Raw genomic sequence first — 21,143 nt, 5'->3', positions numbered from 1 at the left:
TTGTTCCGTGTCAGTGGAGGCGCATTATAGGGGGTAATTCTGAAGTGACAAGGATAAATTCAAAAAAAGAATTCAACCGCTCACTTTTCAACCAAATCAGGTATTAAGTTTTAATTCTTGCCTGGTTTTTAAACAAAAACGAGCCCGCTGGGCTCGTTTTTGTCGTTTTGTGATTTACTGCACTGCCACAATGCGGTCGTCTTTTACTACCAGCTCGATGGTTTTACCCGGAACCAGCTCACCGGAAAGGATCTGCTGGGCTAACGGGTTCTCAATCTGCTGCTGAATAGCACGTTTCAATGGCCGCGCGCCGTATACCGGATCGTAACCGTTGGCGCTCAGCAGCTTCAGCGCCTCATCGGACATCTGCACTTCATATCCGCGCTCTTCCAGACGTTTATACAGACGCTGCAGCTGGATCTGGGCAATAGAGGCAATATGTTTCTCGCCCAGCGGATGGAAGACCACCACTTCGTCGATACGGTTGATGAACTCCGGACGGAAGTTCTGGCTGACTACCCCCAGCACCAGGTCCTTCATATGTCCGTAGTCCAGCTCGCCGAACCGTTCCTGAATCAGATCGGAACCGAGGTTCGAGGTCATGATGACTACCGTATTACGGAAGTCGACCGTTCTCCCCTGCCCGTCGGTGAGACGCCCGTCGTCGAGTACCTGCAGCAGAATGTTGAACACATCCGGGTGCGCTTTTTCCACTTCATCCAGCAGGATGACGGAATAAGGACGACGGCGCACCGCCTCGGTCAGGTAACCGCCCTCTTCATAGCCGACGTATCCCGGAGGCGCACCGACCAGACGCGAGACGGAGTGTTTCTCCATAAACTCGGACATATCGATACGCACCATTGCGTCGTCGCTGTCGAACATAAAGTTAGCCAGCGTTTTACACAGCTCGGTTTTACCGACCCCGGTTGGACCGAGGAACAGGAACGAACCAATCGGCCGGTTCGGATCGGACAGCCCGGCGCGGCTGCGGCGAATGGCGTTGGATACCGCTTCAACCGCCTCATCCTGGCCAATCACCCGATGATGCAGCTCCTGCTCCATACGCAGCAGTTTGTCGCGCTCGCTTTCCATCATGCGGGAGACCGGGATACCGGTCCAGCGGGCCAGCACTTCGGCGATTTCAGCATCCGTCACTTTATTACGCAGCAGACGCATGGTTTTCCCTTCGGACTGAGTGGCAGCCGCCAGCTGTTTCTCCAGTTCCGGAATTTTGCCATACTGCAGCTCGGACATCCGCGCCAGATCGCCGACGCGACGCGCCTGTTCGATGGCGATTTTCGCCTGCTCCAGCTCAGCTTTGATGGTCTGGGTGCCGGAGAGCGACGCTTTTTCCGCTTTCCACTCTTCTTCCAGCACCGAGTACTGCCGTTCTTTATCCGCCAGCTCCTCGTTGAGCATATCGAGACGCTTCAGGCTCGCCTCATCAGACTCTTTCTTCAGCGCCTGCTGTTCCAGTTTCAGCTGGATAATACGCCGATCGAGGCGGTCCAGCTCTTCCGGTTTGGAGTCAATCTGCATACGGATGCTGGATGCCGCCTCATCGATGAGGTCGATGGCTTTATCCGGCAGCTGACGGTCGGCAATATAGCGATGCGATAAGGTCGCCGCCGCCACGATAGCCGGGTCAGTGATCTGCACGTGGTGGTGCAGCTCATAACGTTCTTTCAGACCGCGCAGAATCGCGATGGTATCTTCTACCGAAGGCTCGGCGACGAACACTTTCTGGAAGCGACGTTCCAGCGCGGCGTCTTTTTCGATGTACTGACGGTATTCATCAAGCGTCGTCGCCCCGACGCAGTGCAGTTCACCACGCGCCAGCGCCGGCTTCAGCATGTTACCCGCATCCATCGCGCCGTCGGCTTTACCAGCGCCAACCATGGTATGCAGTTCGTCGATAAACAGAATGACGTTGCCTTCCTGTTTGGACAGGTCGGTCAGCACGCCTTTCAGACGCTCTTCAAACTCACCGCGGTATTTCGCCCCGGCCACCAGCGCCCCCATATCCAGCGCCAATACCCGACGGCCTTTCAGCCCTTCTGGTACTTCGCCGTTGACGATACGCTGCGCCAGGCCTTCGACGATTGCCGTTTTACCCACCCCGGGTTCACCGATCAGCACCGGGTTGTTTTTGGTACGACGCTGCAGTACCTGAATGGTACGGCGAATCTCTTCATCACGGCCGATCACCGGATCCAGCTTGCCCTGCTCGGCTCGCTCGGTCAGATCGACGGTAAATTTCTTCAATGCCTGACGTTGGTCTTCGGCACCCTGATCGTTCACGCTTTCACCTCCGCGCATTTGTTCAATCGCCTGAGTCACGTTGGCGGTTGTTGCTCCGGCGGATTTTAAAAGGTCGGTCAGCGTACCGCGCGATTCAAGCGCCGCCAGAACGAACAGTTCCGACGAAATAAAGTTGTCCTTTTTCTTTTGCGCCAGCTTGTCGCAAAGGTTGAGGATCCGCACTAAATCCTGAGAAGGTTGCACATCGCCGCCGGTGCCTTCCACCTGCGGTAAACGGCTCAAGGCCTGTTCGATGTCAGTGCGCAGTTTCCCGGCATTCACGCCCGCCGAGGTTAATAAAGGACGTACCGATCCCCCTTCCTGATTCAGCAAGGCGCTCATTAAATGAAGAGGTTCGATGAATTGGTTGTCGTGCCCGAGTGCGAGCGACTGGGCATCGGCAAGAGCAAGCTGGAATTTATTGGTAAGACGATCCAGACGCATAACTCCTCCCATAAACAGGTCAAATTTGCTACTGGAGATTAAATGAGGTCATCCCTCAATTATTCAAGGTTAAAGACCCGAACTATGTGAAAAATAAGTTTGCCTTCTGGATCGTCTTGATTCTCTAGGTTATATCAGCCAAATGAAACTTGCCATACGACCGGTGGTCTTGTCGCGCCGGTAAGAGAAAAAATCATCCTTTTCGCTTAGCGTACAGCGATCGCCGCCGAAAATCTGCTCAACGCCGACGTTTGCCAGACGCTGCCGCGCCAGTTGGTAGATATCAGCAAAATATTTTTCGCCTGCCGGACGAAAAGCCCGGTGCGCATCCTCGTCCTTCGCCATAAAGGCATCCCGGACTTCCGGTCCCACCTCAAACGCCTGCGGACCGATGGCGGGCCCCAGCCACGCCATAATATTTTCGGCTTTATCGGCGAAACGAGCAATCGTCGCTTCCAGAACCCCTTCGCATAAGCCGCGCCATCCCGCGTGCGCCGCGGCGACTTCGGTGCCGTCGCGGTTACAGAACAGCACCGGCAGGCAGTCAGCGGTCATCACTGCGCAGACGGTCCCTGGCGTACGACTATAAGAGGCATCCGCGCGTTTCGACGGATAGGGTCCGCCGTCCAGCGTCAGAACCTCGGTGCCATGGACTTGCTCCAGCCAAACCGGGTAAGACGGCAAGCCGCCGGCGGCAAACATCCGCCGCCGGTTTTCTTCGACATCCTGCAGATTGTCGCCGCAATGGGCGCCCAGGTTGAGCGAGTCATAGGGCGGCAGACTCACGCCGCCGATGCGGGTAGAACTACAGGCCGCCACGCTGCCGGGCATTGGCCACTGCGGTACAATCAGTTTCGTCATAACCAGTCAATATCGTCCTTATGGGCTTCAAAATCGGCGCGCATCGCCTCGATGAGCTCGACCATATCCTGTGGGATGGGCGCGTGCCACTCCATTTCAATGCCGGAGATCGGGTGATACAGGCGCAGCATGGTGGCGTGCAGCGCCTGGCGGTCGAATTTACGCAGCGCGGTAATGAATTCCTCCGACGCGCCCTTCGGCGGACGCGGCCGGCCGCCATAGACCTGGTCACCCACCAGCGGATGGGTGATATGCGACATATGCACGCGGATCTGATGCGTACGACCGGTTTCCAGACGCAGACGCAGGCGGGTATGGATGCGGAAATGTTCCATAATGCGGTAGTGGGTCACCGCCGGTTTGCCCATCGGATGCACCGCCATATGGGTACGCTTGGTCGGGTGACGGCTGATCGGCTCTTCCACTGTGCCACCGGCGGTCATATGACCGATCGCCACCGCTTCGTATTCACGGGTGATCTCGCGCAGCTGCAGCGACTCCACCAGCCGGGTTTGCGCCGGAATGGTTTTCGCCACCACCATCAGACCGGTGGTGTCTTTATCCAGACGATGAACAATACCCGCGCGCGGCACATCGGCAATAGGCGGATAGTAGTGCAGCAGCGCATTCAGCACAGTACCGTCAGGGTTGCCCGCGCCAGGATGTACAACCAGATCGCGCGGTTTATTGATCACGATGATGTCATCATCTTCGTAAACGATATTGAGCGGAATATCCTGCGGCTGGAAGCGCGCCTCTTCTTCGATTTCCACATCGATAGCGATGCGTTCTCCCCCCAGCACTTTTTCTTTCGGTTTATCGCCAATGGTGCCATTGACTAATACGCGTTGGTCGAGGATCCATTCTTTTATCCGCGATCGCGAATAATCAGGGAACAATTCGGCCAAAGCCTGATCTAAGCGTTGACCGAGTTGATTTTCGGTCACCGTTGCGGTGAGTTGTACTCGTTGTGCCATATACAGCTTCTTCGTTTAACGTTGGGTTTTACGGCTTTGCCGTTTAATATAGTGTGCTATTGTAGCTGGTCTTAATCGGGAGCAGGAACAGAGATTCTCCCGCATAAACATTTTGAGGAAGTCAAAACGTCATGACGCGCATGAAATACCTGGTGGCAGCCGCCACACTGAGCCTGGCTTTGGTGGGTTGCTCCGGCTCTAAGGAAGAGGTGCCTGATAATCCGCCGAATGAAATCTACGCGACCGCCCAGCAAAAACTGCAGGACGGTAACTGGAAACAGGCGATAACGCAACTGGAAGCGTTGGATAATCGTTATCCATTCGGCCCTTATTCCCAACAGGTACAGCTGGATCTGATTTATGCGTATTATAAAAACGCCGATCTTCCTCTGGCTCAGGCGGCTATCGATCGCTTCATGCGTTTGAACCCCACCCATCCGAACATCGACTATGTCATCTATATGCGCGGCCTGACCAACATGGCCCTGGATGACAGCGCCCTGCAGGGCTTCTTCGGCGTTGATCGCTCCGACCGCGATCCGCAGCACGCGCGCGATGCCTTCAATGACTTCTCCAAACTGGTGCGTGGTTATCCGAACAGCCAGTACGCCACTGACGCCTATAAACGCATGGTGTTCCTGAAAGATCGTCTGGCCAAATATGAGCTGTCGGTCGTGGATTACTACACCGATCGTGGCGCATGGGTTGCCGTGGTTAACCGTGTGGAAGGGATGATGCGTAATTATCCGGATACCCAGGCCACCCGCGATGCCCTGCCGAAGATGGAAAACGCCTATCGTCAGATGCAAATGAACGCTCAGGCGGACAAAGTCGCGAAGATTATCGCCGCGAACAGCAAGAACACCTGAGCCTGACTCATCGATCGCAAACGGCAGCCACTGGCTGCCGTTTTTTTATACGTTTCCCGACGAGCTGAAGCGGTTTAGCGCCGGGTTAACTCATCAAATATGGCCTGCTTTATCGGGTTCGACAAGTAAAATCTCACTTCTTCCTGCCCTGTCTCACAAAATGAATTTGTTGACAAAAAGTGACAATAAAATGTGATTTAGATCACACATTTTGACATTGGGAAAGGTATGCTGGATTCACCAAGACGGGAAAGACAAGAGGTAAAATTTATGACAATGAACATTACCAGTAAACAAATGGAAATTACTCCGGCAATCCGCCAGCATGTCGCAGACCGTCTCGCCAAACTGGATAAGTGGCAAACTCATTTAATCAACCCGCACATCATTCTATCTAAGGAGCCGCAGGGTTTTATCGCTGATGCAACCATCAACACGCCAAACGGCCATCTGGTTGCCAGTGCGCGTCATGAAGATATGTACGCCGCCATTAACGAATTGATCAACAAGCTGGAACGGCAGCTCAATAAAGTGCAACACAAAGGGGAAGCCCGCCGCGCCGCGACGTCGGTGAAAGAGGCAGGCTTTGTGGAAGAAGAAGAGTAATCCTTAACTTAAGTTGTGTCATGCCACGCGCCTTCGGGCGCGTTTTTTATTGACAGAGTGAAAACAGTACAGGTACTGTAATCCCCACTACCTAAAGGAATTTACCATGAAACTTGTCCCGTTCTTCTTCGCATTCTTTTTTACCTTCCCCTGACCGGGAGGCAATTCGTCGTATAAGAAAGAATGCGAAGACGAACAATAAGGCCTCCCACCCGGGAGGCCTTTTTTATTTGATAACAACAAAGGCAACATCTATGACCGAGGAAAACCCATTACTGGCGCTGCGCGATAAGATAAGCGCCCTGGACGAGAAGCTGCTTGCTTTGCTGGCGGAGCGCCGCGGACTGGCTGTTGAGGTTGGAAAAGCCAAACTGGCCTCCCATCGTCCGGTGCGTGATATTGACCGCGAACGCGATCTGCTGGAGCGCCTGATGACTATCGGCAAGCGCCATAATCTGGATGCGCACTATATCACCCGCCTGTTCCAGCTGATTATCGAAGACTCTGTTCTTACCCAGCAAACCCTGCTGCAGCAGCATCTGAATAAAATTAACCCGCATTCGGCCCGCGTGGCGTTCCTCGGTCCCAAGGGCTCTTACTCGCATCTGGCGGCGCGTCAGTACGCCGCTCGCCACTTTGAGCAGTTTATTGAGAGCGGCTGCGCGAAGTTCGCCGATATTTTTAATCAGGTAGAAACCGGCCAGGCCGATTACGCGGTGGTGCCGATTGAAAACACCAGCTCCGGCGGGATCAACGACGTCTACGATCTGCTGCAGCACACCAGCCTGTCGATCGTTGGCGAGCTGACGATCCCTATCGATCATTGCGTACTGGTGAGCACCTCGACGGATGCCGATAAAATTCAGACCGTTTACAGCCATCCGCAGCCGTTCCAGCAGTGCAGCCAGTACCTGAGCCGCTACCCGCACTGGAAGATTGAGTATACCGAGAGCACCTCGGCGGCAATGGAAAAAGTGGCGCAGGCGAACTCCCCGGCCGTCGCGGCCCTGGGTAGCGAAGCGGGCGGCGCTCTGTATGGCCTGCAGGTGCTGGAGCACTGCCAGGCCAACCAGACGCAGAACATCACGCGCTTCCTCGTCCTGGCGCGCAAAGCGGTGAACGTCTCCGACCAGGTGCCGGCCAAGACCACGCTGTTAATGGCGACCGGTCAGCAGGCGGGCGCCCTGGTGGAAGCCCTGCTGGTGTTGCGCAACCACAATCTGATCATGACCAAACTGGAATCCCGCCCGATCCACGGCAATCCCTGGGAAGAGATGTTTTATCTCGATATTCAGGCCAACCTGGATTCGCTGCCCATGCGCAAGGCGCTGAAGGAGCTGGCGGATATCACCCGCTCCATGAAGGTCCTCGGCTGCTACCCTAGCGAAAACGTGGTCCCGGTGGATCCGGTTTAACATTCGCGGAACGGTAATTTCTTCATCCCTGCCACCGCTACCGGCAGGGTGAAGATGGCGCCTGACAGCGGATACTGCGCCAGCTCATCGTCCTCCATGTTTTCCCGGGTGGTGGTGATATAGAGCGTTTTCATATCCGCCCCGCCGAAGCAGACCATCGTCGGGCAACGAACCGGCATCGGGTAGGATTCCAGCTCCTCGCCCTGCGGCGAGAAACGGGCGATCCGCCAGCCGTCAAACATTGCGCTCCAGTAACATCCCTCCACGTCGATCGCCGCCCCGTCAGGGATCCCTTCGCCAGGCTGAAAACGGCGAAAGACTTCGCGTCGGCCAGGCTCACCCTGCTCATCCAGCGGCGTACGGTAGATCACGGCGTTCGGCGTATCAGAGGTATACATCCAGCGCCGGTCGGCGCTAAAGGCCAGGCCATTGGCGCCATGGATGTCACACTGGATCACTTTCGGCTGCAGGTCGTTATCCACTCGCATCAGCAGCGCGCCGTTGTAATCCCCTGGCCCCCAGAAGGTACCGGCATAAAAGCGCCCATCGCGATCGGTCCCGCCGTCGTTAAACCGCGCCAGCTCCGGGTTGCTCGGGTTATCGCAGACTTTCCGCCGCAGCAGGCCGTGGGCGTCGGTCAGCCAGATGCCGCTGCGCAATGCAACGATAAACCCGCCCTTCTCGCGCAGGGCAAAACAGCCGACCTCCTCTGGAAACTGCAGCACCTGGTGTTCTCCGCTGCGGATATCGTAGCGGTGAATTTCACATTCCATGATATCAGCCCAGTAGAGGGCCTGTTCTGCCTCGCTCCAGGTCGGGCATTCCGGCAGGTATCCGGTGTAGTCAAACAGCGGTTGTGGTTCAGCCATCGTTGTCATCCCTATAAAAAAAGCCAGCGGTCGCTGGCTTTATTGTATACATCTTTTTCGCTTTACTGCCGATTATCGTTCGCCTGACGCAGCAGCGTGCGGCTCTCGCTCTGGAAACGCTGAGCGTAATCGCCAAACCAGTGTTCGACTTTACGGAAGCTGTCGATAAACGCCTGCTTATCGCCCTGCTCCAGCAGGCCGATCGCTTCGCCGAAACGCTGGTAGTAGCGCTTAATCAGCGCCAGGTTGTTTTCCGATGACATAATAATATCGGCGTACAGCTGCGGATCCTGGGCAAACAGACGGCCTACCATCGCCAGCTCCAGTCGGTAAATGGGTGACGAGAGCGCCAGCAGTTGCTCAAGACGTACATTCTCTTCCGCCAGGTGCAGGCCATAGGCGAAGGTGGCAAAGTGGCGCAGCGCCTGAATAAAGGCCATGTTCTGATCGTGCTCAACGGCGCTGATGCGGTGCAGCCGCGCGCCCCAAACCTGGATTTGTTCGAGGAACCACTGATAGGCCTCCGGCTGGCGGCCATCACAATAGACCACCACCTGCTTCGCCAGGCTGCCGCTGTCCGGACCGAACATCGGGTGCAGGCCAAGAACCGGGCCCTGATGCGCCGCCAGCATCGCCTGCAGCGGCTCCGCTTTCACCGAGGCAAGGTCAACCAGAATGCAATCCGCCGGAAGGGGCGGCAGCCTGCCGATCGTCTCCACGGTGGTGTGAATCGGTACGCTGACGATAACCATGCCGGCATCGGCGACGATATCCGCCGCCCGGGCCCAATCGTTTTTTTCCAGAATACGCACCTGGTAGCCGGACAGCGTTAACATCTTCTCAAACAGACGGCCCATCTGCCCACCGCCGCCGACGATGACCACCGGCCGCAGATTCGGCTGCAGGGTTTTGAAGCCTTTGTCGTTTTCGCTGGAATAGGATTCCCGCATCACGCGACGCAGAACGTCCTCGATCAGATCCGGTGGTACGCCGAGCGCAGCCGCCTCTTCACGTCGGGAGGCGAGCATCGCCGACTCGCGCTCCGGGACGTAAATCGGCAGGCCATACTGGCTCTTCACCTCGCCGACTTCGGCCACCAGCTCCAGACGCTTAGCCAGCAGGCTAAGCAACGCTTTATCCACTTCATCAATTTGATCACGTAACGCGGTCAGTTCAGCAACCATACTTTCCTCTTAAACCAAACGGGCCGCCAGGTGGCCGCGGAGATCCTTATCCAGTTCACGCAGCAGCGCCTCGGTAGTCTCCCAGCTGATGCAGGCATCCGTCACCGAGACGCCGTATTTCATCGCCTCACGCGGCTGTTCAGAGGACTGATTGCCTTCGTGGATATTACTTTCGATCATCAGGCCGATAATGGAGCGGTTGCCATCTTTGATCTGCGCGACCACGGATTCAGCCACGGCCGGCTGGCGGCGGAAATCTTTATTGGAGTTCCCATGACTGCAATCTACCATCAGCGACGGCTTCAGTCCCGCCTGCGCCATCTCTTTTTCGCATTTCGCCACATCTTCCGGACCGTAGTTCGGCGCCTTGCCGCCGCGGAGGATCACATGGCCGTTCGGATTACCCTGCGTTTGCAGCAGGCAGACCTGCCCGGCCTGATTGATGCCGACGAAACGGTGCGGCATCGCCGCGGCGCGCATGGCGTTGATGGCCGTGGCCAGGCTACCATCGGTACCGTTTTTAAAGCCGACCGGCATCGACAGGCCAGAGGCCATTTCGCGGTGCGTTTGTGATTCCGTGGTACGCGCGCCGATAGCGGACCAGCTGAACAGATCCCCGAGGTACTGCGGGCTGTTGGGATCCAGCGCTTCCGTCGCCAGCGGCAGTCCCATATTGACGAGCTCGACCAGCAGACGACGCGCAATCTTCAGGCCGCCTTCAACATCAAACGAACCATCCATGTGCGGATCGTTAATCAGCCCCTTCCAGCCGACGGTGGTACGGGGTTTTTCAAAATAGACGCGCATCACCAGGTAGAGGCTATCGCTGACCTCTGCGGCAAGGGCTTTAAACCGACGAGCATATTCAATCGCAGCTTCCGGATCGTGAATGGAGCAAGGACCACATACCACCAGCAGGCGCGGATCGCGACCGGCGATGATATCCGAAATGGTCTGACGGGCGTGAGCGATCTGCGCTTCCTGCTCGACGCTCAGCGGGAATTCCGCCTTCAGTTGCTCCGGGGTCATTAATACATGTTCGTCGGTAATATGTACGTTGTTCAGCGCGTCTTTTTGCATGATTGCGATCCTGTGTAGCTCGTTTGCGATAAGGGTTGCCTCAGAGGGCATGACGTAACGATACCACACAAAGTAAAGAATTCAATCCATATTACGTAAATTTTAATTTACACCAACGAATTAATTGCCACTCACAATGGCGCGATGCGTATAACAATATTTACACATAGGAAAAACAAGCCAAACTTGCGCACCCACGGTATCGGTAGTACGAAAAATCCTGGTGAGAATTGTCCCAAAGCAAAGGGCGCATCTAATGACGGGTTTTATTAACAGTGGTATTCTTCGCCGGGCATCGGCAGCGGCTTTTCCCGCGCTATGGCGACTTTGACGGAAGCGTTAATGACAGTATTACACCGTCTTTTATTGACTGTATTTTTTCTCATCGCGGTATCTCCTGTTTTTGCTGCCGGACCTTCAGAACATGTTCGCGCTATTGTTTCCGGGATCGTGACCTACACCCGTTGGCCGTCATTAACAGGAGCGCCAAAGCTGTGCATTTTTGCCTCATCACGCTTCACCCATAGCCTGGCTCATGAAGATCCGGATGCATTACCCTATCAACCGGTGATAGTACGTAATCGTGAAGAAGCGTTAAAAACGACCTGCGATGGTTTTTATTTTGGCAGCGAATCGCCGACTGAACAGTCAGAACTCACTCGCCGCTATGGCCCGAGGCCGCTGTTACTCATCGCAGAACAAAATACGGATTGTTCAATTGGTAGCGCGTTTTGCCTGATCATCAATGACGACCGGGTCCGCTTCTCCGTTAATCTGGACGTTCTGACGCACAGCGGGGTTCGGGTTAACCCGGACGTCCTGATGCTTGCCCGGAAGAAACCACATGAATAAGGACTTTTCACAGACTCCGCGCCCGACTTTCAAACGCGCGCTCCGTCGCATTAGCGTGATAAGCGTGGTGATCTCCATGACGCTGGTCTGGCTGCTGCTAAGTACAGCCTCAATCTTCACGCTCAAGCAGTACGCGCAGAAAAATCTTGAGCTCACTGCCGCGACCATGGGGCGCAGCCTCGAAGCCGCCCTGGTGTTTGGCGACAGCGCGGCGGCAGAGGAGACCCTCGCGTCGTTGGGCAAGCAAGGGCAGATCTCCCAGGCAATCGTGCTAAACGGCCAGATGCAGCACTTCGCCGCGTGGCGCCATGAACCGCTGGCCAATAAAGAGCAAGTGAGCGGGCTTATCAGTAAATGGCTGTTTCCGGAGCCCACGGTGCAGCCCATCTGGCACCAGGGCAAACAAATCGGCGAGCTGAGATTGACCGCGCTTGATGAACTGATTAGCCACTTTCTCGGTATCTCGATTCTGGTGCTGACCGGCAGCATTCTGCTCGCCTCGTTCATCGCCCTGCTGCTGACCCACTCCCTACACCGGGGGATCGTCGCCGCCCTGCAGAGCATCACTGAGGTCGTGCATGATATACGTGAAAACCGCCACTTCTCCCGGCGGGTGCCGGAGGAGCGTATCGAGGAGTTCCATCTTTTCGCCCAGGACTTTAACAGCCTGCTGGGGGAAATGGAGGACTGGCAGCGCCAGCTGCAGGCCAAAAACGCGCAGCTGTTGCGCAGTTCGTTACACGATCCGTTGACCGGCCTGGCTAACCGCGCCGCCTTTCGTAACGCGCTCGCCGAGCTGATGCAGAATGAAGTCGATCATCAAACCTCGGCATTGCTGTTTCTTGATGGCGATAATTTCAAACTGATTAACGACAACTGGGGGCATGCGGCGGGCGATAAAGTGCTGATGGAGGTCGCCAGCCGCCTGATGACTTTTGCCGGTAAACGCCATCTGGCGTGGCGTCTTGGCGGCGATGAGTTTGCCGTTCTGCTGCGCGAGGTGCGCTCGGAAGCAGAAGTGCAGGCCCTGTGCCAGGCGCTAACGGAACAATTTCTTCCGCCATTCAACCTGCACAACGGTCATAGCGCCACGCTCTCGCTGAGCGTCGGTTATGCCCTGGCGTGGGAGCACGCCACCGCGGAATCACTGCAAGAACTTGCCGATCAGAATATGTATCGGATGAAAAACCAACGTATCCAGCAGACGCTGAAATAATAAAGGACTCATTATGATCAGAAAATATTTCGTCCCCGCCCTGATGGCGGCGGCGCTTTTGACAGGTTGCCAGGCTCCTCAGGGAAAATTTACCCCCGAGCAGGTGGCGGCGATGAAATCTTACGGCTTTACTGAAAGCAATGGCGATTGGTCCCTGGGCTTATCCGATAGCATCCTGTTTGACAAGAATGACTACCGACTACGTCCCGACAGCCGCCAGCAGATCACCACGATGGCCTCGCGGCTGGCGGCTACCGGGATCACCCATAGCCGCCTTGAAGGCCATACCGATAATTATGGTGAAGATAGCTACAATGAAGCCCTGTCGCTTAAGCGGGCCAACAGCGTGGCCGATGCCTGGGCGGAAGGCGCTCATGTCCCACGCAGTAATTTAGTCACCCGCGGCCTTGGCAAAAAATACCCGATCGCCAGCAACGACACGGCGGCCGGGCGCGCCGAAAACCGCCGGGTAACGGTGGTCATCAGCACGCCGTAAGTCTTCGCTTAGTCGCTGGACTTCATCATCCTCATTGCCGTTGCCGCGCGCCAGCGCAGGTAGTCAACGGCAATGAACAGCAGCAGGCTGGCTCCCATTAACGGCATGGCCAATCCAAGGGCAAACGCCAGCCCAAGCACCAGGCTTCGGGCAGGCCAGGCGAGCGACAGCCACGCCTGCAGCAGCGAATGCGCCGGATCCCAGGCCGCCTGAGGCGGACGGCGGATCCACCATAACCGGTACCCCACCCCGATGGTAACGCACAGCGCGCAGCCAAATCCCACCAGCAGCAGCTGATTCGCCAGACCAAAGAGGATCCCCATATGGAAATCGACGCCCCAGCGGGTGAGCTTCGCCATCAGCGGAAAGTCGGCAAAACGCGTGCGATCCACCACCTGCATTGTGGCGCCATCGATCGCCACCGCGTCCACCTGCGTCGGCCAGCGACGGTCGATCTCATTCACCGTCCAGGCGCGGTCGTCTGACACTGGCGGACGGATCTCCAGCCGGCTGGCGTTCAGCCCCGCCTGACGGGCCGCCGCCAGCGCCTGGTCAAACTGGGCCAGCTGCAGCGCCGGCTGATGCTGGGCCATGGCCATCGTATCAATATGATGTCCGGCGTGGGGATCGTGCGTCATCGGCATCTCGCCATGCAGCTGGGTATTGACCTGCGGCGTCAGCCAGCCGAACGCTGCCCGCATTTTGTCCACATTGCCGCCGGCCCATTGCGACCAGGTCAGGCCGGTGGCGGAGAAGAGCAGCATACCCACCAGTAAGCCCCAGCCCAGCGTCACGTGCAGCCGACGATGGTTCTGCAGGGCGTTATTCAGCCGCCGTTTTGGACGCGTCATCGCCCACAGGGCAATGCCTCCGAGCGCGGCCACCCACATCCAGGAGGCGGCCAGTTCGCTGTATAACCTCCCGCTGTCGCCCAGCAGCAGAGAGCGATGCGCATAATCAATCCACTGGCGCAGCGGCAGGATGCCGCTGGTGCCGTAGACCGTCATATCGCCCTTCACCCGCAGCGCGATCGGATCGACAAAAATAGCCCGGGATTCCGACTCTCCGAGACCCAGATCGGCAAACATAATGCGCGTGGTCTCGCCCAACGCAGGCGCCGGACGCACCGCCAGCAGCCGCAGATTGCCCTGGGTCGCTTCTTCGGCCACCGCAATCTGGGCGCTGAGCGGCTGCGGAGTCCCCTCGGCAAGGCCATGCAGCGCGTCGTGATAGAGCCAGTTTTCCAGCTGCGGCGTCGCCACGTACAGCGTGCCGGTCAGGGCAGCGACAAAGATAAACGGTCCGATAAACAGACCAATATAGAAATGGAGGCGACGCAGCAGGTTCAGCCATGCCGCGCGCGAGGTGCAGGTTGTCATACTTTTCCTTTTTTAAAGCAAAAGAGGTCGTTGCGCGGTGCGCAGATTGATTTTTATTAAAGGGAAAAAGCAGACAACCGCGGCGGGGCGCGGGTTTCGGGGTAGAGCCAGGGAAAGTAGTGCCAGTGCTTTAATACCGGGCGAGAAACCGGCAGGCGAATGCGCCGCAGGAGCATGGCGACGAACAGCGCCAGCGCGAAAAGGAGCCCCGGGACATGGGCTAACAGCACGCAATAGCCACACGCTTCGGCATGGTCCAGCGGCATTTCGTGTCCGGTATGCGTAGCGCCGTCTGTGCTGTGCATCATTGCCATCTTGTGCCCGGGCATCTGCGCCATGCTCGCGGACGAGCTATCCATCATCATGGCGTGGTGCATGCCGGGCATGGCGCTCATGGGGTCTTTTTGCAGGGAGACGGAGATCAGGGGGGCCACCACGATCAGCAGGATCGCCAACAGCGCCAGCCAGGCGGCTCGCCGTTTAGGTGTCGTTTGCTGAAAACTGTTGCTGACCACCGCCCCTCCGTATAGAGGGCGTATTGTAAATGATTTACATCACGATGGTTACAACAAAGATAAAAAAAGGGCCGGCCCTGAGGCCAGCCCTTTTTGTCAGGATGTCGCGAAAGCGAATCTTAGTTAAGACGCTCTTTGATACGAGCAGACTTACCAGTGCGCTCACGCAGGTAGTACAGTTTAGCTTTACGTACAGCACCACGACGTTTAACAGCAATGCTGTCAACTACCGGAGAGTGAGTCTGGAAGACACGCTCAACGCCTTCGCCGTTGGAAATTTTGCGAACAGTGAATGCAGAGTGCAGACCGCGGTTACGAATAGCGATAACCACGCCCTCGAATGCCTGCAGACGTTTTTTGGAACCTTCAACAACCCATACTTTCACTTCCACGGTATCACCCGGACGGAAGGAAGGTACGTCCTGCTTCATCTGTTCTTGTTCAAGTTGCTTAATAATGTTGCTCATAATTTAATCTCTTATCCTGGGTAAACTGATATTGGGGGCTCACGCCTGCCCATCATGTTTATGCTGCTGTTGCGCGTGTTCAGTTTTGAACTCCGCCAGCAGCTTTGCTTGCTCTTCAGTCAGAGCCAGGTTTTCCAGAAGTTCAGGTCTTCTAAGCCAGGTGCGGCCCAGCGACTGCTTCAGACGCCAGCGACGTATCTCAGCATGGTTTCCCGACAGCAATACTGGCGGTACTTCCATCTCCTCTAACACTTCAGGACGGGTATAGTGGGGGCAATCCAGCAACCCATCAGCAAAGGAATCTTCCGTTGCCGATGCTTCATGGCCCAGTACTCCCGGAATGAACCGGGAAACGGAGTCAATTAGCGTCATTGCCGGTAACTCACCACCGCTGAGAACGTAATCGCCGATTGACCATTCTTCGTCAATTTCGGTTTGGATTACGCGCTCGTCTATCCCTTCGTAGCGACCGCACACCAGAATCAGTTTCTGATTCGTTGCCAGTTCGCTGACGCCCGCTTGATCAAGCTTGCGTCCCTGAGGTGACAGATAAATCACCTTCGCGCCTTCACCTGCCGCGGCTTTTGCTGCATGAATGGCATCCCGTAAGGGTTGCACCATCATTAGCATCCCCGGTCCGCCGCCGTAAGGACGATCGTCCACGGTACGGTGCCGGTCATGCGTGAAGTCGCGAGGACTCCAGCTTTCGATGCTCAGCAGGCCATTTTTTACTGCCCGGCCAGTTACCCCGTAATCGGTAATTGCGCGGAACATTTCAGGAAACAGGCTAATTATGCCAATCCACATAGCGCCGTCTTTTACCGTTTATCCGGAGAATTTAAAAACCAGGATCCCAATCTACTTCGATAGTACGCGTAGTGAGATCGACTTTCTTGATAACCTGCCCATCGAGGAACGGAACCAACCGCTCCTTGATACCAAATGCATCTTTCAGGTTTGCCTTGATGACGAGCACGTCATTCGACCCGGTTTCCATCATATCGATGACTTTACCGAGGCTATAGCCTTCCGTCGTAACTACCTGGCAGCCCATCAGGTCTTTCCAGTAGTAGTCACCCTCTTCCAGCTCCGGCAACTGCGATGAATCCACGATAATTTCGCAATTAGTCAGTAGATTCGCGGCATCACGATCGTCAACGCCTTTCAGCTTGATGATGATGTCCTGATTGTGGTGGCGCCAGCTTTCCAGCTCAACGACCTGCCACTGACCCGCCTTCTGGATTAACCAGGGCTGATAGTCAAAAATGCTTTCGGCGTCTTCGGTGGAGGAAAACACTCTGAGCCAACCACGGATACCGTAGGAAGAACCCATTTTCCCCAATACGATCGGATCAACAGGTGCTTGCGCGGTGTGTTGCTTGCTCATCATGACCACCGTGACAGATTAAGCTGCTTTGTTAGCGGCTTTGATCAGCGCGGCAACGCGATCGGAAACAGTAGCGCCCTGGCCAACCCAGTGAGCGATACGATCCAGATCCAGGCGAGTTTCTTCTTCCGCACCGTTAGCGATCGGGTTGAAGAAACCAACGCGCTCGATGAAGCGACCGTTGCGTGCATTACGGCTGTCGGTGACAACAACCTGGTAGAACGGACGCTTTTTAGCGCCGTGACGTGCTAAACGAATAGTTACCATAACATCCTCTTGTGTGAATAAAACAACCGGGCCCCATCGAGGAACGGAGCCCGGTGTCATATTAAAAGCCCGAAAATTTTACTGATTTCTGGGGAAAATGCAATCAGCAGTTGATAAGTCTGCTGTAAAAGGCCGTCGGCGGTGCAGCCAGTTTAGTACCAGCGTGTGCGCAACCACTGGAACGTACAGGTAGTACGTGAGGATGGCGAGCACACCCCGGCGCTAAAATGGCAAACAAGATAGCCTTATGCCCTTGTTTTTAACGACCCGGGAAGCCTGGCGGCATCATCCCTTTCATCCCGCGCATCATCTTCATCATGCCGCCTTTCGATTTCATCTTCTTCATCATGCGCTGCATGTCGTCGAACTGCTTGAGCAGACGGTTCACATCCTGCACCTGCATGCCGCAGCCGGCGGCGATACGGCGCTTACGCGAACCTTTGATGATTTCCGGCTTAGCGCGCTCTTTCAGGGTCATCGAGTTGATGATCGCTTCCATACGCACCAGCACTTTGTCGTCCATCTGCGCTTTCACGTTGTCCGGGATCTGCCCCATGCCCGGCAGCTTGCCCATCAGGCTGGCCATGCCGCCCATGTTTTTCATCTGGCGCAGCTGCTCAAGGAAGTCGGTGAGGTCGAAACCGTCGCCTTTCTTCAGCTTGGAGGCCAGCTTCTCGGCCTGCGCGCGGTCAACCTTGCTCTCGATATCTTCGATCAGCGACAGCACGTCGCCCATGCCGAGGATACGGGAAGCGACGCGGTCCGGATGGAACGGCTCCAGCGCTTCGGTTTTCTCGCCGACGCCGAGGAATTTAATCGGCTTGCCGGTAATATGGCGAATCGACAGCGCCGCGCCGCCGCGGGCGTCGCCGTCCACTTTGGTCAGCACCACGCCGGTCAGCGGCAGCGCTTCGTTAAAGGCCTTCGCGGTATTCGCCGCATCCTGACCGGTCATCGCATCGACGACGAACAGGGTTTCAACCGGGTTAATGGCGGCGTGGACGTGCTTGATTTCGTCCATCATCGCTTCGTCAACGTGCAGACGACCGGCGGTATCCACCAGCAGCACGTCGTAGAATTTGAGTTTCGCTTCTTTCAGCGCCGCGTTGACGATATCAACCGGCTTCTGCCCGACATCAGACGGGAAGAAATCGACGCCGACCTGCTCGGCCAGGGTTTCCAGCTGTTTGATCGCCGCCGGGCGGTAAACGTCCGCGGAAACGACCAGCACTTTCTTCTTGTGCTTCTCGCGCAGGAATTTCCCCAGCTTACCGACGCTGGTGGTTTTACCAGCACCTTGCAGGCCAGCCATCAGCACCACGGCCGGCGGCTGCGCGGCCAGGTCGAGCGTCTGGTTCTCTTCGCCCATCGCCGCCACCAGCTCGTTGCGGACGATTTTGACGAACTCCTGACCCGGGGTCAGGCTTTTATTGACTTCATGGCCGACCGCGCTCTCTTTGACGCGGCTGATGAAATCACGGACCACCGGAAGCGCAACGTCCGCTTCCAGCAGCGCCATGCGCACTTCGCGCAGGGTGTCTTTAATATTGTCTTCTGTAAGGCGTCCGCGGCCGCTAATGTTGCGCAGCGTACGCGACAAACGATCGGTTAAATTATCAAACATTGTCTCTCGCCTGAGGTGGAAACGGTCGGTCGCCGCAGCGACACACAAAACGAATGTGGCGGAGTATAACACGACATCAATCTGAATGTGCTGCAACGGTTGGAGCAGAGGCCTGCTAACGTTATACTGCTTCTCTTTCTTATTTAGCCAACAGCCGACACCTATGCCTGTTTTTGCTCTACTCGCCCTTGTCGCCTACTCCGTCAGCCTCGCGCTGATTATCCCCGGCTTGCTGCAAAAAAACAGCAGCTGGCGGCGAATGGCGATTTTATCTGCGACTATCGCCTTAATCTGCCATGCTTTTGCGCTGGAAGCACGGATATTCCCCGGCGGCGAGAGCGGGCAAAATCTCAGCTTACTGAACGTCGGGTCGCTGGTCAGCCTGATGATCTGTACGGTGATGACTATCGTGGCCTCTCGCAATCGCGGCTGGCTGCTGCTGCCTATCGTCTATGCCTTCGCGCTGATCAACCTGGCCTTCGCCACATTCGTGCCTAACGAATATATCACCCACCTGGAAACCACCCCGGGGATGCTGGTGCATATCGGCCTGTCGCTCTTCTCGTACGCCACGTTGATCATCGCCGCGCTGTATGCGCTGCAGCTGGCGTGGATCGACTACCAGCTAAAGAATAAAAAGCTGGCCTTCAGCAGCGAAATGCCGCCGCTGATGAGCATTGAGCGCAAAATGTTCCACATCACCCAGGTCGGCGTGGTGCTGCTGACCCTGACGCTGTGCAGCGGCCTGTTCTACATGCACAATCTGTTCAGCAGCGAAAATATCGATAAAGCGGTGCTGTCGATTATTGCGTGGTTCGTCTATATCGTCCTGCTGTGGGGGCACTATCATGAAGGGTGGCGCGGACGTCGTGTGGTCTGGTTCAGCGTCGCTGGCGCCGGTCTGCTGACGCTGGCCTATTTTGGTAGCCGCGTGCTGCAGCAGTTCGTGAGCTAAGTCTTTTAAGGAATCCTACGTGGAACATATCTCCACCACCACGTTGATCATAACGCTGATCGTCATGGTGATTATCTCTGCCTATTTCTCCGGTTCCGAAACCGGCATGATGACGCTGAACCGCTACCGGTTGCGCCACATGGCGAAACAAGGCAACCGCCCCGCCAAGCGCGTGGAGAAGCTGCTGCGCAAGCCGGACCGCCTGATTAGCCTTGTGCTGATCGGCAATAACCTTGTCAACATTCTCGCCTCGGCGCTGGGCACCATCGTCGGCATGCGCCTGTACGGCGACGCCGGCGTCGCGATCGCCACCGGCGTACTTACCTTTGTGGTGCTGGTATTTGCCGAAGTGCTGCCGAAGACCATCGCCGCCCTCTATCCGGAAAAGGTCGCCTACCCCAGCAGCTTCCTGTTGGCGCCCCTGCAGGTGCTGATGATGCCGCTGGTGTGGCTGCTGAATACCATCACCCGCATACTGATGCGCATGATGGGCATCCGCACCGATACCGTCATCAGCAGCGCCCTGAGCAAAGATGAACTGCGCACGATTGTGAATGAATCCCGTTCACAAATCTCACGACGCAATCAGGATATGCTGCTGTCGGTGCTGGACCTGGAGAAGGTCAGCGTTAACGACATCATGGTGCCGCGCAATGAGATTGTCGGCATCGACATCAATGATGACTGGAAATCTATCGTCCGCCAGCTGACCCACTCCCCGCATGGCCGCATCGTGCTCTACCGCGATTCGCTGGACGATGCCATCAGCATGCTGCGCGTTCGTGAAGCCTACCGTCTGATGACGGAGAAGAAAGAGTTCACAAAAGAGATCATGCTGCGGGCGGCAGATGAGATCTACTTTGTGCCGGAAGGCACGCCGCTCAGCACCCAGCTGGTGAAATTTCAGCGCAATAAAAAGAAAGTCGGTCTGGTGGTCGATGAATACGGCGATATTCAGGGGCTGGTCACCGTCGAAGATATTCTTGAAGAGATTGTCGGCGACTTCACCACCTCCATGTCACCCACCCTGGCGGAGGAAGTGACCCCGCTTAACGACGGCACGGTGATTATCGACGGCAGCGCCAACGTTCGCGAAATCAACAAAGCGTTTAACTGGCACCTGCCGGAAGATGAAGCGCGCACCGTCAACGGTATTATCCTCGAAGCGCTGGAAGAGATCCCGGTCCCAGGCACCCGCGTGCGCATTGAGCAGTACGATATAGATATCCTCGACGTGCAGGACAACATGATCAAACAGGTGAAAGTGATGCCGGTGAAATCATTACGCGAGAGCGTCGCGGAGTAGCGCGAGCGAAGGAATTAACATCACGGTGGGCTGCGGCCCGCCGTTTTTTTATCTCGCGCCGGGAGCGATG

The 21,143-nt window shown here is 56.3% G+C and carries 22 protein-coding genes and 1 other annotated feature; of the genes, 9 read left to right on the top strand and 13 right to left on the bottom strand.

Features of this window, described 5'->3' with window-relative positions:
- Positions 1-174 precede the first annotated feature (174 nt).
- From clpB to rluD, 3 genes are all read right to left on the bottom strand, one after another.
- On the bottom strand, positions 175-2,748 hold the full coding sequence (gene clpB / locus DR88_RS07120) for an ATP-dependent chaperone ClpB (protein ID WP_004150973.1): 2,574 nt from the start codon (positions 2,746-2,748) through the stop codon (positions 175-177).
- Positions 2,749-2,877: 129 nt separating this feature from the next.
- Positions 2,878-3,609, bottom strand: a complete 732-nt coding sequence (gene yfiH / locus DR88_RS07125; protein WP_025861944.1) for a purine nucleoside phosphorylase YfiH — start codon at positions 3,607-3,609, stop codon at positions 2,878-2,880.
- Entirely contained in the window at positions 3,606-4,586 is a 981-nt protein-coding gene (gene rluD / locus DR88_RS07130; RefSeq protein ID WP_002914110.1) for a 23S rRNA pseudouridine(1911/1915/1917) synthase RluD, read from the bottom strand. Before rluD ends, yfiH begins: the two co-directional genes overlap by 4 nt.
- Positions 4,587-4,717: 131 nt before the next feature.
- Between rluD and bamD the strand changes: the two genes are divergently transcribed.
- The 4 genes from bamD (at position 4,718) to pheA (ending at position 7,476) form a co-directional block, all read left to right on the top strand.
- Complete coding sequence (gene bamD / locus DR88_RS07135; protein ID WP_004145664.1) at positions 4,718-5,455, top strand: outer membrane protein assembly factor BamD; 738 nt, start codon at positions 4,718-4,720, stop codon at positions 5,453-5,455.
- 270 nt (positions 5,456-5,725) lie between these two features.
- Positions 5,726-6,061, top strand: a complete 336-nt coding sequence (gene raiA / locus DR88_RS07140) for a ribosome-associated translation inhibitor RaiA (protein WP_002914111.1) — start codon at positions 5,726-5,728, stop codon at positions 6,059-6,061.
- 105 nt (positions 6,062-6,166) lie between these two features.
- Positions 6,167-6,291: a sequence feature (Phe leader region), on the top strand.
- Entirely contained in the window at positions 6,168-6,215 is a 48-nt protein-coding gene (gene pheL, locus DR88_RS29935; RefSeq protein ID WP_100250063.1) for a pheA operon leader peptide PheL, read from the top strand. Its footprint overlaps the feature before it by 48 nt.
- 24 nt (positions 6,292-6,315) lie before the next feature.
- A complete protein-coding gene (pheA, locus tag DR88_RS07145; protein WP_004150975.1) occupies positions 6,316-7,476 on the top strand; it encodes a bifunctional chorismate mutase/prephenate dehydratase in 1,161 nt (386 codons plus the stop codon).
- On the opposite strand, the gene DR88_RS07150 is transcribed toward pheA, so the two are convergent.
- The 3 genes from DR88_RS07150 to aroF all read right to left on the bottom strand — a co-directional run bounded on the left by DR88_RS07150 (position 7,473) and on the right by aroF (position 10,609).
- On the bottom strand, positions 7,473-8,345 hold the full coding sequence (locus DR88_RS07150) for an SMP-30/gluconolactonase/LRE family protein (RefSeq protein ID WP_004174805.1): 873 nt from the start codon (positions 8,343-8,345) through the stop codon (positions 7,473-7,475). The genes pheA and DR88_RS07150 overlap by 4 nt on opposite strands.
- A gap of 62 nt (positions 8,346-8,407) precedes the next feature.
- The gene (gene tyrA, locus DR88_RS07155) at positions 8,408-9,529 is read right to left on the bottom strand and encodes a bifunctional chorismate mutase/prephenate dehydrogenase (RefSeq protein WP_002914113.1); all 1,122 of its coding nucleotides are present in this window, start codon (positions 9,527-9,529) and stop codon (positions 8,408-8,410) included.
- Positions 9,530-9,538: 9 nt separating this feature from the next.
- Entirely contained in the window at positions 9,539-10,609 is a 1,071-nt protein-coding gene (aroF, locus tag DR88_RS07160; protein ID WP_002914114.1) for a 3-deoxy-7-phosphoheptulonate synthase AroF, read from the bottom strand.
- 342 nt (positions 10,610-10,951) lie between these two features.
- Here aroF and yfiR point away from each other — a divergent pair, with 342 nt between their 5' ends.
- The 3 genes from yfiR to DR88_RS07175 are packed head-to-tail and all read left to right on the top strand — an operon-like array spanning position 10,952 to position 13,173.
- Entirely contained in the window at positions 10,952-11,461 is a 510-nt protein-coding gene (yfiR, locus tag DR88_RS07165; RefSeq protein WP_004174804.1) for a regulatory sequestration protein YfiR, read from the top strand.
- Positions 11,454-12,677, top strand: a complete 1,224-nt coding sequence (gene dgcN / locus DR88_RS07170; protein WP_002914116.1) for a diguanylate cyclase DgcN/YfiN — start codon at positions 11,454-11,456, stop codon at positions 12,675-12,677. Before yfiR ends, dgcN begins: the two co-directional genes overlap by 8 nt.
- Before the next feature lie 13 nt (positions 12,678-12,690).
- Positions 12,691-13,173 (top strand): OmpA family protein, encoded by a 483-nt coding sequence (locus tag DR88_RS07175; protein ID WP_004145671.1) that lies wholly within the window; start codon positions 12,691-12,693, stop codon positions 13,171-13,173.
- Positions 13,174-13,181: 8 nt separating this feature from the next.
- Here DR88_RS07175 and DR88_RS07180 read toward each other — a convergent pair whose 3' ends face one another.
- The 7 genes from DR88_RS07180 to ffh all read right to left on the bottom strand — a co-directional run bounded on the left by DR88_RS07180 (position 13,182) and on the right by ffh (position 18,812).
- Entirely contained in the window at positions 13,182-14,552 is a 1,371-nt protein-coding gene (locus tag DR88_RS07180) for a PepSY-associated TM helix domain-containing protein (RefSeq protein WP_004149384.1), read from the bottom strand.
- A gap of 56 nt (positions 14,553-14,608) precedes the next feature.
- Entirely contained in the window at positions 14,609-15,067 is a 459-nt protein-coding gene (locus DR88_RS07185) for a DUF2946 domain-containing protein (RefSeq protein WP_002914119.1), read from the bottom strand.
- A 119-nt stretch (positions 15,068-15,186) separates the two neighbouring features.
- Positions 15,187-15,534, bottom strand: a complete 348-nt coding sequence (gene rplS, locus DR88_RS07190; protein WP_002914145.1) for a 50S ribosomal protein L19 — start codon at positions 15,532-15,534, stop codon at positions 15,187-15,189.
- Between the two features lie 39 nt (positions 15,535-15,573).
- Positions 15,574-16,341, bottom strand: coding sequence for a tRNA (guanosine(37)-N1)-methyltransferase TrmD (gene trmD / locus DR88_RS07195; protein ID WP_002914147.1), 768 nt, complete (start codon positions 16,339-16,341; stop codon positions 15,574-15,576).
- A gap of 31 nt (positions 16,342-16,372) precedes the next feature.
- Complete coding sequence (rimM, locus tag DR88_RS07200) at positions 16,373-16,921, bottom strand: ribosome maturation factor RimM (protein WP_004150977.1); 549 nt, start codon at positions 16,919-16,921, stop codon at positions 16,373-16,375.
- A gap of 18 nt (positions 16,922-16,939) precedes the next feature.
- On the bottom strand, positions 16,940-17,188 hold the full coding sequence (rpsP, locus tag DR88_RS07205; RefSeq protein ID WP_002914149.1) for a 30S ribosomal protein S16: 249 nt from the start codon (positions 17,186-17,188) through the stop codon (positions 16,940-16,942).
- 259 nt (positions 17,189-17,447) lie between these two features.
- Positions 17,448-18,812, bottom strand: coding sequence for a signal recognition particle protein (gene ffh / locus DR88_RS07210; protein ID WP_002914152.1), 1,365 nt, complete (start codon positions 18,810-18,812; stop codon positions 17,448-17,450).
- 163 nt (positions 18,813-18,975) lie between these two features.
- On the opposite strand from ffh, the gene DR88_RS07215 reads away from it, so the two are divergent.
- Both DR88_RS07215 and DR88_RS07220 read left to right on the top strand, forming a co-directional pair.
- Entirely contained in the window at positions 18,976-19,767 is a 792-nt protein-coding gene (locus DR88_RS07215) for a cytochrome C assembly family protein (RefSeq protein WP_002914153.1), read from the top strand.
- A gap of 19 nt (positions 19,768-19,786) precedes the next feature.
- A complete protein-coding gene (locus DR88_RS07220) occupies positions 19,787-21,073 on the top strand; it encodes an HlyC/CorC family transporter (protein ID WP_004149392.1) in 1,287 nt (428 codons plus the stop codon).
- Positions 21,074-21,143 lie beyond the last annotated feature (70 nt).

The organism is Klebsiella pneumoniae, from assembly GCF_000742135.1.
GTDB lineage: Bacteria > Pseudomonadota > Gammaproteobacteria > Enterobacterales > Enterobacteriaceae > Klebsiella > Klebsiella pneumoniae.
The sequence above is the reverse complement of the archived record's forward strand: the minus strand, read 5'-3'. Positions and strand labels throughout refer to the sequence as shown.